The organism is Pseudoalteromonas phenolica (genome assembly GCF_005886345.1).
GTDB lineage: Bacteria > Pseudomonadota > Gammaproteobacteria > Enterobacterales > Alteromonadaceae > Pseudoalteromonas > Pseudoalteromonas phenolica_A.
In genome coordinates, this window is record NZ_PNEC01000045.1 from 1 (window position 1) to 11,906 (window position 11,906).

The window sequence follows — 11,906 nt, forward strand, 5'->3', positions numbered from 1 at the left end:
AAAGTGGTTTTAGCGCAGAAGCTAATATGAACTGAAGTAGAAGTTTTAGAATTATCAGATTTTTTCCAGATTTAAAGCAAAGTGACAAGATAAGCGATATCGCGAAATCGATTCACCTTGCGCAAAGGAAATGAGTGCTACGCACTTGTCATTAACCCTTTGCACGTAAAGTATTTCCTGGTGACTATAGCGTTTTGGAACCACCTGACCCCATGCCGAACTCAGAAGTGAAACGAAACAGCGTCGATGATAGTGTGGGCTTCCCATGTGAAAGTAGAACATCGCCAGGGCCTAATTTTAAATATAAGAATACAAACAAATTCAAAGAATTTGCTTAGTGATCATAGCGTTTTGGACCCACCTGACCCCATGCCGAACTCAGAAGTGAAACGAAACAGCGTCGATGATAGTGTGGGCTTCCCATGTGAAAGTAGAACATTGCTAGGCACCAAATTTAGACCCCAGCTCGATATAGTTGGGGTTTTTTCGTTTTAGCCTTAGAAATAAAATCTAAAATTATCATTCACTTTTCATCTAAACATAGTGATAATTTCATCCCCCAGACAGCGAGCAAAATTAAAAGGTCACAATGAATTATCTTCCCCTTAATGAATTCAAAAAAGCTTGGGTGTTTAGGCATCAAGACTTGGAAATAGCCCCGACTGATCTTGAAAAGATTAAACTGATGTCTCCGACACGTTCAGCTGTGCTTTGGTCTACTATGGTTAGTCGAGAAAAAGATCACCCGGACTTTTTCACTGAAAATGAATGGGCGGGGAAAGCGAATTCATGGCAAGAAAATTTGAACTGGGAAAAAGACTGGGAGGCGGGATTAGAAGAGCTACCAGAGAGCATAAATGAATTTCTAAAGTGGGAAAGTAATACAACGGTCTATTTTTGCTTAAATAGAGATTGTGTGATTGAAACCCAGTTTGATGTTTTCAAACGTTGTTGGCAAAACTTTATGTTTCTTGCTGACGGCTGTTTGTTGCTTGGTAAAAAGCGCGATACAGTTGCACAGTTCTTAGAAAATGGTGATGTAAAACTGGGCAATAAACCTAAGGGCTAGCAGTAATACGTTGCACATGCTATAAAAACTGAAGTAACCGAAGAAGGGGATGTCAGTGCAGAGTGTGCAACAAGCTCAGCTATGGAACGATGAAAAAGAGCGGTTAATTTTTGCTGAGCTGGTAAATGTTTTCTACGCCAGAGAAATTCCAGCACTTGCTGCTGTTCATAACGAGAAGAAACTGCGTAAGTCGTTGGCTAGTTTGCCCTTCTATGTAGAACGCGCTGCACGGCATATAGTGCAAGGTGATATTCCGTTAGAATTAGATTCGCAAAATGGCGGTTGGCTTGCAACTCAAAAAAAACTTCCTTCTCAAGATCTAGAGCAAAACGCTTCATTTTATAAAAAACATGCTAAAACAGGGTTGGTTATTCCTGTACTAAAAGAGCATACAGGTTATCAATCCTTGATCTTAGATTGTATTGATCAAGTTGACAAAAATAGTTTTCATAGCAACTTAAGCGGATGGTTTTTCTTTTCAGGGGCCTCTCAATCCAACCCTAATCTACAAGTGCTAAAGCCAAGTAAACAGGTCATGACAGCAGCCTGCTGTGGTCACCAATGGCAATTTAATAAAGCAGTGCCACCAAGAAGGCTTAGTTTGCGCGAGATGCTATTAGCCAGTATGATCAATTGGAAAAATGTTCGTTCTATTAAACGTAATGTTTGATTAATTTGTTATTGGGAAGTGCAGTTTTGCGTATATTTCAGTTTCTACTTCTTAGCCTTGCGCTATTTCTTCAGTATAAATTTTGGTTCGGCCATAATGGTATGCAAGATTATACGCGCTTGAAAAGTGTTGTAGATACGCATCAAGTAGCGAATGAGAAATTAATTAAACGAAATAAGCTATTAAAAGCAGATATTGACGATCTTAAACTTGGTTTAGAAGGCGTTGAAGAAAGAGCAAGACATGAGCTTGGTATGATCAAGCCAAATGAAACCTTCATTAGAGTCTTACCGAATAAGTAACATGAATAATTCTCCTATTATTGCTGCTGTTGTACCAGCTGCAGGTGTTGGCAGCCGTATGCAAGCTGAGATCCCAAAGCAGTATTTAAAAATAAATAATAAGTCTATTTTAGAGCACACAGTTAATAAGCTCAGCTCTATGGGTGAGCTTAACACTATAATGTTAGCGATTAACCCTGAAGATACACTATTTCATACTCAACAATTTAGTACGACCAAAGTGCAAACTACTGAAGGTGGTAAAGAGCGAGCAGATTCAGTTTTAAACGCGCTAAATGCACTTGAAACGCTAAATCCAGATTGGGTTTTAGTACATGATGCTGCAAGACCAATAGTGCAAATTGTTGATATTCAAAACTTGATTGCTAGCTGCTTTGAAAAGCAAGAAGGCGGTATACTTGCAGCTAAGGTAAAAGACACGATTAAGCGTGGGCAGCAATATAGCGAAGAGACCGTACCTCGTGCTGATTTATGGCAGGCACTTACACCTCAGTTATTTCCCTATCAGGCATTAAAAGATGCTCTGAAGTCCTGTTTATCAGAATCCAAACTTATTACGGATGAAGCTTCAGCCATGGAACTGCAAGGTAAGCCAGTGTTACTCGTTGAAGGGCGCAGTGATAATATTAAAATTACCACGCCAGAAGATTTACGCTTAGCCGCGTTTTTACTAAAAGAGCAGGAAGAAGAAAATGATTAGAATTGGTCACGGTTTTGATGTACATAAATTCGGTGGTGAAGGCCCGTTAACGATCTGCGGTGAGAAAATTCCTTTTGAGCAAGGCTTTATTGCGCACTCTGATGGTGATGTTGCTATTCATGCTTTATGTGATGCTTTACTCGGTGCAATGGCACTTGGCGACATTGGTAAACATTTTCCAGATACGTCTGCAGAGTTTGAAAATATAGACAGCCGAATTTTGCTCAGACAAGTGATGGAACAGGTTACAGCGCTTGGTTATAAGCTTGGTAACTGCGATGTGACTATTGTTGCGCAAGCACCAAAAATGAGACCACATATTGATAACATGCGCGCCAACCTAGCTGCTGATTGTAGGGCAGAGCTGACTCAGGTAAATGTGAAAGCTACAACGACAGAAAAACTGGGTTTCGAAGGCCGTAAAGAAGGTATTTCAGCCCATGCAGTTGTGTTATTGGTTAAAGCATAATGGAATTGCACTATCTGTATGGCAAGCCTGAAGCAGTCGCTGATTTTAAAAGTCAGCCAGAAGACTTCATTGTAGATGAAATACTGGATATCGAACTGACCGGCGAAGGTGAACATGTCTGTTTGCATATTATTAAAAAACAGATAAACACCTTAGATGTCGCTAAGAAAATCGCAAAACAAGCTGGAACACACGCAAAAAATGTCAGCTATGCGGGACTGAAAGATCGCCATGGTGTTTGCAGTCAGTGGTTTAGTGTACCTGTCCCCATAAAGAAAGACGTTGATTTTACAGAACTAAACGATGACTTTATTTTTGTTGCTCAGCAAAAGCGGCATAATCGAAAACTTAGAACAGGTTGTCACTCTGGAAATCGCTTTACGATCACCTTACGGAACATTGATAAGCTGTTAGATATTTTGTCACGCATTAATGCGGTGCGTCAGGGCGTGCCAAACTACTTTGGCGAGCAACGCTTTGGTCATGATGGTCATAACCTTACTATGGCTGAGCGTATGTTTGCGGGTGAACATATTCGCGATAGAAAGTTACGTAGTCTTGTTATTTCTGCTGCGCGCTCGCACATTTTCAATCAGCTTGTGAGTATGCGAGTTAAAGAGCATGGCTTAGCTAAGACCTGGCATAGAGAAATCTTTATGCTAGACGGCTCTAATGCGTTCTTTGAAGATGATATCAGCGATGAAAACATCGCAAGGTTAACCTCTGGAGATATTTGCTTGTCGGCGCCTCTGGTCGGTAAAGGTGAAAAAGGGTTAATTGCGCAAGAAAAAGAGTTTCTTGAAGCCTTTAGTGCTTGGCATCATGGCCTTGCCGAATTAGGATTAAAAAATGAGCGCCGTGCTCTAAGATTGATCCCCATAGATCTAGAAGTGAAAACCTTGTCGTTAGACAGTATCGAATTACGCTTTGCATTACCTAAAGGGACATTCGCCACAGCAGTACTTAGAGAGCTAGTTAATTACGTTGATGTGAATAAAAGCGCATTTGCAAATAAGGAAGAACGATGAAGATTTTACTAAGTAACGACGATGGAGTTCATGCAAAAGGGATATCTGTATTGTATGAAGCCTTGAGCAAAATTGCCAATGTGATCGTTATTGCCCCAGACAGAAACTGTAGTGGTGCAAGTAACTCTTTGACGTTGTTAAATCCATTGCGTGCAACACAATTAGAAAATGGTTTTTACTCAGTAAATGGCACACCGACAGATTGTGTTCATCTTGGTGTAAACCAGCTTTTAGATGAAGAGCCAGACCTAGTTGTGGCAGGTATTAACAATGGGGCTAACTTGGGTGATGATACACTTTATTCAGGTACTGTCGCAGCTGCCACAGAAGGGCGTCATTTGGGGTTGCCAGCAATTGCTGTTTCTCTTTGCTCAAAAAAAGAGGCGCATTACGAAACCGCAGCTGAAGTGGTGGTGCAAATAATCAAACAATTAAGCTCTCATCCGCTTCCTAAAGATCAAATTATCAATATTAATGTGCCAGATATTCCTTTAGCAGAGTTAAAAGGGATTAAGGTAACGCGTTTAGGCGCACGTCATAAAGCCGACACCATGACTGAACAAATTGATCCTTGGGGCCGAAGTGTTTTTTGGTATGGCTCGCTTGGCTCTGAAAGTGATGCAGGCGAAGGCACTGACTTCTATGCTGTTAATCAAGGCTATGCTGCAGTGACACCACTTAAGGTTGATATGACAGCGCATGAGAGTATCGAGGCAATGTCTTCTTGGCTGGAAGGAGCTAACTAAGTGCTTGGCAATTATGCCCGCAGTGCAGATGCTTTAGCTGAGCAATTAAAAGCATCGGGAGTACAAGATAAAAAGGTGCTACAGGTAATCAAAGATACCCCCCGACACCTTTTTATCGATGATGTGTTAAAACACAAAGCCTATGAAAATACGGCATTGCCCATAGGTAATGGGCAAACTATTTCTCAACCATTTATTGTTGCAAAGATGACAGAAATTTTGCGACAAGTTGGTGTGAAAGGAAAAGTGCTTGAGATAGGCACTGGCTCTGGTTACCAAAGCGCGGTGTTAGCACAAGTGTTCGAGCAAGTGTTTAGCGTTGAGCGAATTAAATCACTTCAGTGGCAAGCAAAGCGACGTTTACATCAATTAGATTTATATAATGTTTCTATGAAGCATGGCGATGGTTGGCAAGGTTGGCAAACGAAAGGGCCGTTTTCTGGGATTATTGTCACTGCAGCGGCAAAATCACTACCTCAAGCTTTACTTGAACAACTTGATGATGATGGCGCATTATTGGTTCCTATTGGTGAAGAAGAGCAAGTGTTAACGCTTGTTGTACGAAAAGGTGAGCAATTTATTGAGCATAAAATGGCACCGGTACGTTTTGTCCCGTTAATAGCAGGAGAAATTTCGCTATGATCTTGCTTAACCTCTTCTTATCTTGTTATTTTTATTAAATTAATCGTCAACTTTACTGGGTAAGTGAATGCAAGCAGTGAACATGTTCATTATTTTGTTACTAATTGTGTTCATTGCAGGGTGTTCATCAACCCACAAGCCTGCGCCTGTTACTTCACTAACTTACGCTGATTCTTTGTCTTCACGAAAGATAATTATCAAGAATAATCGGTACACGGTGCAAAAAGGCGATACGCTGTTTGCCATCGCTTTTACCGCCAATAGGGACGTTCGAACGATCGCAGCCCTGAATAATATCACCCCCCCATACACAATTTTTCCTGGTCAAAAGTTAGTACTAGCTAAACCTAAAACGCGCAATAAAAAAAGCACTACAAGCAAAGTTGTTAAAACAAAGACTATTGATAAGAAACAAAAAAATAACAACTTGGTAAAAAAAGATCTTGCGAAGCCAAAACAACGGGAGTATGTTCAAAAACAAGCCACTCAAAAAGTAAACACAGCAGCATCGAAAAAGAATGGCAAAATTGATTGGCAATGGCCGGCCCAAGGGCAAATAACCAAGCGCTTTTCTAACAAAGAGCAAGGTTATAAAGGCTTGCAGATCAAAAACAAATTAGGAACATCAGTAAGTGCGGCAGCAGCAGGGACAGTCGTATACGCAGGAAGCGCGTTGAGAGGGTATGGTAATTTAATCATCCTGAAACACAGTGATGATTACCTAAGTGCCTATGCTCACAACGATCGACTACTTGTTCGGGAGCAGCAAAAAGTTAAAGCTGGGCAGAAAATTGCCGAAATGGGAAATACGGATGCAACGCAAACGGCTTTGAGGTTTGAGATTCGCTTTAAAGGTCAAGCGGTAAATCCAAAGAAGTACTTACCCTGAATGCTTTATTACTGACTGTATGATGGATTAATACCACTCACTCGCTTGGGAGGATGATATGGCTCAAACAGCAAAGAAAGAGACTAAGAAACTAGTTACTGCAGAAGCTGAAGAAGCAGTATTAGATGACGAAAAAATGGAACTTTTGGAAGATGTCGAAACGGAAGATGATGTTTTTGCAAAAGAAGAAACTGTTAAAAACTTAGATGCGACTCAGTTGTATTTAGGTGAAATTGGTTTTTCCCCTCTATTAAGTGCTGAAGAAGAAGTATATTTCGCGCGAAAAGCACTTAAAGGCTGTGAGGCTTCTCGCAAACGTATGATCGAAAGTAACTTGAGACTAGTGGTTAAAATTGCTCGTCGTTACAATAATCGTGGCCTAGCACTGTTAGATTTAATTGAAGAAGGCAATTTGGGCTTGATCAGAGCAGTTGAAAAATTTGACCCAGAACGAGGCTTTCGATTTTCAACTTATGCAACGTGGTGGATAAGACAAACCATCGAACGTGCGATAATGAACCAAACTCGTACTATCCGCCTGCCAATTCATGTTGTTAAAGAACTTAATGTTTACCTTAGGACAGCTCGTGAACTGACACAAAAGCTAGACCATGAGCCAACAGCAGAAGAAATTGCTGAATGCTTAGACCGCCCGGTTGAAGATGTCACTAAAATGCTTCGTCTGAACGAAAAAATCACCTCAGTTGATACCCCAATAGGTGGTGAGAATGATAAAGCGCTGTTAGATATTATTGCTGATGAAAAGGGTCATGGCCCTGAGAATGAAGTACAAAGTAATGATATCAATAAGCACATTGTGGATTGGCTTGGTGAGCTTAACCCTAAGCAACGTGAAGTGTTAGCAAGACGTTTTGGTTTACTTGGATATGAACCTTCAACATTAGAAGATGTAGGCAGAGAAATTGGTTTAACACGCGAGCGTGTAAGACAAATTCAAGTCGAAGCTCTAAGGCGGTTAAAAGACATTCTGCAGCATGAAGGCTTAAATATTGATAGCTTGTTTGAACAGCAATAAGCTTAATTTAATAATAAAAAACCACTTCAATTGAAGTGGTTTTTTATTACCTATAATTGACTGATTAATTGAGTAAGCCTTTTAATTTATAGAGTAACTCATGCGCCTGGCGGGGGGTCAGATCATCAGGTTCAATGTGCGCCAGTTGTCGCTCAACCTCAGATTCTTGCATAACTGGCTCAAATGGTAACTGACCTTGTGACTGAGTGATTGGCTTTTGTTCGTCAATCACACTTTCATGTTGCTCTAAGCGCTTTAACTTCTCTTTCGCCATGGCTAGAACTGGTTTTGGTACACCGGCGAGCCCTGCGACCTGCAGACCAAAACTTTTACTCGCAGCACCATCTAATACCGTGTGCTTAAAGGCAATCGTATCGTTGTGTTCTACCGCATCTAAATGCACGTTTACAAGCCCTGTTTGTTGCTCTGCAAGCTCCGTTAGCTCAAAGTAATGTGTCGCAAAGAGGGTTTTAGCATTGAGCTTACTCGCTAGGTAGTCGGCGGTTGCATAGGCCAAAGATAAACCATCGTAGGTGCTGGTACCACGGCCGATTTCATCCATTAACACCAATGAGTTTTCGGTCGCATTGTTTAGAATTGTAGCGGTCTCGGTCATTTCAACCATGAAGGTTGAGCGACCAGAAGCAAGATCATCACTCGCGCCAATTCGTGTAAATATACGGTCTATGTGGCCGATACTCGCTTCACTTGCTGGTACATAAGAGCCAATATGTGCCATTAAAGTGATAAGCGCAGTTTGACGCATATAAGTCGATTTACCGCCCATGTTAGGACCTGTGATGATCAACATTTTACGTTGCTCATTGAGTTTCACGGGGTTGGCAATGAATGGCTCTTGACTAACATGTTCAACAACTGGGTGGCGACCATCAATGATGTCGATGCCACTTTCTAGCGTTAATTCTGGTTTACAGTAATCGAGCGTTTGTGCTCGCTCAGCTAAGGTATTTAATACGTCTAAGTCAGCGAGTGCTGCAGACATTAATTGTAGTTGCTCTAGGTAAGGCGCAATGTATTCGAATAACTGCTCGTACAATTGTTTTTCAAGTGCAAGGGCTTTGCTCTGACTGCCTAATACTTTGTCTTCATGCTCTTTTAGTTCAGGAATGATATAACGCTCGTTATTTTTAAGCGTTTGGCGACGAATATATTCAGGTGGTACTAGGTGAGAGTTGGCACGGCTGATTTCGATGTAAAAGCCATGCACCTTGTTGTAGCCAATCTTAAGTGTACTTATTCCAGTACGCTCACGTTCACGCACTTCTAATTTTTCAAGAATATCTGTGGCACCTTGACTCAGTGCTCGCCACTCATCAAGTTCAGCGTTATAGCCAGTAGCAATTACGCCACCATCGCGGATCAGTACGGGCGGATTATCAATAATCGCTTGCTCTAAGAGTGACTGTAACTTAGGTAATATAGGAGATTGATCACAGATCAACTTTATACGTGGATCGGCTGCTTCATCGAGTAAAGCATGCAGCGGTGCAAGGGCTTGTAAGGCTCCGCGTAAACGTGTTAAATCGCGAGGACGGGCAGTACATAGTGCAAGACGAGCGACCACACGTTCAATATCGCCAATATGTCTTAAGCTGTCATAGAGCTCCATACAAATTTGGCTGTTGATCAAGCTGGCAATGGCATTTAGTCGGGCATTTAATTCGTTGCGATCACGTACCGGTGTATGGATACGGCGCTTTAATAAACGAGAGCCCATTGGTGTCGCGGTTTTATCTAATACTTGTGCTAGGGTGTTTTCGATCCCGCCAGATAGATTGACTGTCAGTTCTAAGTTTTTACGGGTTGCCGCATCTAAGATCACCGCATGTTCGTTTTTCTCAAGGGTAATGGCACGAATATGCGGCAGAGCAATGCGTTGTGTATCTTTAACATATTGCATCACACAGCCAGCAGCGATTAAGCCTGTATGGGCTTTTTCAACGCCAAAGCCGATTAGATCTTGTGTACCGAACTGCTGGCAAAGCAAATGTTTAGCTGTATCTAAATCAAACTCCCAATCAGGGCGGCGACGACCGCCTTTGACTTGCTCAAGTAAAAATAGATTTTGGAATGACTCCGGGTAGAGTAATTCTGCGGGCTGCAGGCGCTGTAACGTCGAAACCAATGCTTCATCGGTGTTTAGTTCAACAATGTTAAAACGGCCTGAGTTAATATCAAGATAAGCGACGCCGTATCGGCCTTGTTTATTTTGATAAACGCTGGCAAGTAAGTTGTCTTGACGCTCTTGTAACAAAGCTTCATCACTAACCGTACCCGGTGTGACAATACGCACCACTTTTCGCTCAACCGGCCCTTTGCTGGTTGCAGGATCGCCAACTTGCTCACAAATCGCCACTGACTCACCCATTTGCACTAGGCGAGCAAGATAGTTTTCTACAGCATGATAAGGCACACCCGCCATTGGTATAGGGGCGCCGCCCGCTTTACCGCGATGGGTTTGTGAAATATCAAGCAGTTGAGCGGCACGAATCGCATCATCAAAGAACAATTCATAAAAATCACCCATGCGATAAAACAGTAAAATATCTTGATGATCTGCTTTGATCCGCAGATATTGCTGCATCATGGGAGTTTGTTGTTTTATAGTATGTTCTGAATATAAATCTATCGACATGCAATGACCTAAAAGGATAATGATGGAGCTACAGCAACAAGTGAGTACTCTAGCGTCAAAGTTGGGCGCTATTTTAGCTGATAAACGACTGACGATCACTACCGCTGAATCATGTACAGGCGGAGGAGTGAGTTATGCGCTTACCGATACATCGGGCAGTTCACGATATATTGACCGCTGCTTTGTCACCTACAGTAATGAAGCTAAGCAGGTATTGCTGGGGGTAACTGAAAGTACCTTACAGGAACACGGTGCAGTCAGTGAACAAACCGTGTTAGAAATGTGTGCAGGCGCTGCAAAAGCTGCCAATGCAGACCTTGCTATTGCAATTTCGGGAGTCGCTGGGCCTACAGGAGGCAGTGATGAAAAACCGGTAGGTACTGTATGGTTTGGCCTATTTTTGTCGGGAAAACAGCATACCTATCATTGTGTTTTTACTGGAAATAGAGCAGAAGTTAGAGAGCAAGCTATTGTTTTTTCTTTAGAAAAATCAATTGAGCTATTAAATTCATAAAAATATGCTTGATACTGTAATTTCATACAGTATACTTACTGGCATTACGCAAGATTGGAGAAGCAAATGAACGACAATAAACAAAAGGCACTAGATGCCGCGTTATCACAAATTGAACGCCAATTTGGTAAAGGTTCAATCATGAAACTAGGTGATAGCCAAGCGTTAGACATTGAAGCAATTTCTACTGGCTCACTAGGTATTGATATCGCATTAGGCATAGGTGGTTTACCAACTGGTCGTATTGTCGAGATTTATGGTCCTGAATCATCAGGTAAAACAACGCTTACTCTTCAAGTTATTGCCGAAGCCCAAAAGCAAGGTAAAACATGTGCATTCGTTGATGCTGAGCATGCATTAGATCCAGTCTATGCAGAAAAGCTGGGTGTTAATGTTGACGAGCTGCTTGTTTCTCAGCCTGACACGGGTGAGCAAGCATTAGAAATCTGTGACATGCTAGTTCGTTCAGGTGCAGTAGATGTGGTGATTGTTGACTCGGTAGCAGCACTAACGCCTAAAGCTGAAATTGAAGGTGATATGGGTGATGCACACGTTGGTCTTCAAGCGCGTCTAATGTCACAAGCTTTGCGTAAGCTAACTGCTAATATCAAACGTTCAAATACGCTTTGTATCTTCATCAACCAAATTCGTATGAAAATAGGTGTGATGTTCGGTAACCCAGAAACAACGACAGGTGGTAATGCGCTTAAGTTCTACTCATCAGTACGTATTGATATTCGTCGTATTGGCTCAGTGAAAGATGGCGATGAAGTAGTGGGTAACGAAACACGAGTTAAAGTTGTTAAGAACAAAGTTGCACCGCCATTTAAGCAAGCTGAATTTATTATCATGTATGGTCAAGGTATCTCTAAAGAAGGTGAATTAATTGACCTAGGTGTGAAGCACAAACTGGTTGAAAAATCAGGTGCATGGTACAGCTACAACGGCAGCAAAGTAGGTCAAGGTAAGTCTAACTCAATTAAATTCTTAAAAGAGAACGTTGAGATCGCTAACGAGATTGAAGGCAAGCTAAGAGATATGCTTTTACTTCAAGCGACTATCCAGCCTGAAGAAGGTGAAGATAAAGGTCTAGCGGAAGGCGCAGAGCTTTAACCGCCAACTAAATTCAGAATATCAAACAACATCTCCAAAGCCTGCTTAGCAGGCTTTTTTTGTATCTAAACA

The 11,906-nt window shown here is 41.7% G+C and carries 13 protein-coding genes and 2 rRNA genes; 14 read left to right on the plus strand and 1 reads right to left on the minus strand.

From position 1 onward, the window contains the following. Positions 1–176 precede the first annotated feature (176 nt). The 12 genes from rrf (CWB72_RS15215) to rpoS all read left to right on the plus strand — a co-directional run bounded on the left by rrf (CWB72_RS15215) (position 177) and on the right by rpoS (position 7,551). Positions 177–290 (plus strand): 5S ribosomal RNA (gene rrf, locus CWB72_RS15215). A gap of 43 nt (positions 291–333) precedes the next feature. Continuing rightward, positions 334–447 (plus strand): 5S ribosomal RNA (gene rrf, locus CWB72_RS15220). A 142-nt stretch (positions 448–589) separates the two neighbouring features. Further along, positions 590–1,069, plus strand: coding sequence for a DUF2947 family protein (locus tag CWB72_RS15225; protein ID WP_138633080.1), 480 nt, complete (start codon positions 590–592; stop codon positions 1,067–1,069). Between the two features lie 49 nt (positions 1,070–1,118). Continuing rightward, positions 1,119–1,739 (plus strand): hypothetical protein, encoded by a 621-nt coding sequence (locus CWB72_RS15230; protein WP_130254540.1) that lies wholly within the window; start codon positions 1,119–1,121, stop codon positions 1,737–1,739. Positions 1,740–1,765: 26 nt separating this feature from the next. Next, entirely contained in the window at positions 1,766–2,041 is a 276-nt protein-coding gene (gene ftsB, locus CWB72_RS15235) for a cell division protein FtsB (protein WP_130254541.1), read from the plus strand. Position 2,042: 1 nt separating this feature from the next. Continuing rightward, positions 2,043–2,741, plus strand: coding sequence for a 2-C-methyl-D-erythritol 4-phosphate cytidylyltransferase (gene ispD / locus CWB72_RS15240; protein WP_130254542.1), 699 nt, complete (start codon positions 2,043–2,045; stop codon positions 2,739–2,741). After that, the gene (gene ispF, locus CWB72_RS15245; protein WP_138633083.1) at positions 2,734–3,210 is read left to right on the plus strand and encodes a 2-C-methyl-D-erythritol 2,4-cyclodiphosphate synthase; all 477 of its coding nucleotides are present in this window, start codon (positions 2,734–2,736) and stop codon (positions 3,208–3,210) included. The genes ispD and ispF overlap by 8 nt, the downstream gene beginning before the upstream one ends. Further along, positions 3,207–4,238, plus strand: coding sequence for a tRNA pseudouridine(13) synthase TruD (truD, locus tag CWB72_RS15250; protein WP_138633086.1), 1,032 nt, complete (start codon positions 3,207–3,209; stop codon positions 4,236–4,238). Before ispF ends, truD begins: the two co-directional genes overlap by 4 nt. Next, on the plus strand, positions 4,235–4,984 hold the full coding sequence (surE, locus tag CWB72_RS15255; protein WP_138633089.1) for a 5'/3'-nucleotidase SurE: 750 nt from the start codon (positions 4,235–4,237) through the stop codon (positions 4,982–4,984). Before truD ends, surE begins: the two co-directional genes overlap by 4 nt. Beyond that, positions 4,985–5,626, plus strand: coding sequence for a protein-L-isoaspartate(D-aspartate) O-methyltransferase (locus CWB72_RS15260; RefSeq protein WP_138633092.1), 642 nt, complete (start codon positions 4,985–4,987; stop codon positions 5,624–5,626). It begins immediately after the preceding gene. Positions 5,627–5,693: 67 nt separating this feature from the next. Beyond that, positions 5,694–6,515, plus strand: coding sequence for a peptidoglycan DD-metalloendopeptidase family protein (locus CWB72_RS15265; RefSeq protein WP_138633095.1), 822 nt, complete (start codon positions 5,694–5,696; stop codon positions 6,513–6,515). Positions 6,516–6,573: 58 nt separating this feature from the next. Next, the gene (gene rpoS / locus CWB72_RS15270) at positions 6,574–7,551 is read left to right on the plus strand and encodes an RNA polymerase sigma factor RpoS (RefSeq protein WP_138633098.1); all 978 of its coding nucleotides are present in this window, start codon (positions 6,574–6,576) and stop codon (positions 7,549–7,551) included. 64 nt (positions 7,552–7,615) lie between these two features. On the opposite strand, the gene mutS is transcribed toward rpoS, so the two are convergent. Continuing rightward, positions 7,616–10,207 (minus strand): DNA mismatch repair protein MutS, encoded by a 2,592-nt coding sequence (gene mutS, locus CWB72_RS15275; protein WP_138633101.1) that lies wholly within the window; start codon positions 10,205–10,207, stop codon positions 7,616–7,618. Between the two features lie 22 nt (positions 10,208–10,229). Between mutS and CWB72_RS15280 the strand changes: the two genes are divergently transcribed. Together CWB72_RS15280 and recA are read left to right on the plus strand one after the other, a co-directional pair. Then, complete coding sequence (locus CWB72_RS15280; protein WP_138633104.1) at positions 10,230–10,721, plus strand: CinA family protein; 492 nt, start codon at positions 10,230–10,232, stop codon at positions 10,719–10,721. A gap of 66 nt (positions 10,722–10,787) precedes the next feature. Beyond that, positions 10,788–11,834 carry a recombinase RecA gene (gene recA, locus CWB72_RS15285; RefSeq protein ID WP_130254550.1) on the plus strand — a complete coding sequence of 349 codons (1,047 nt, stop codon included), beginning with the start codon at positions 10,788–10,790 and terminating at the stop codon, positions 11,832–11,834. The last annotated feature ends 72 nt before the right edge of the window (positions 11,835–11,906 follow it).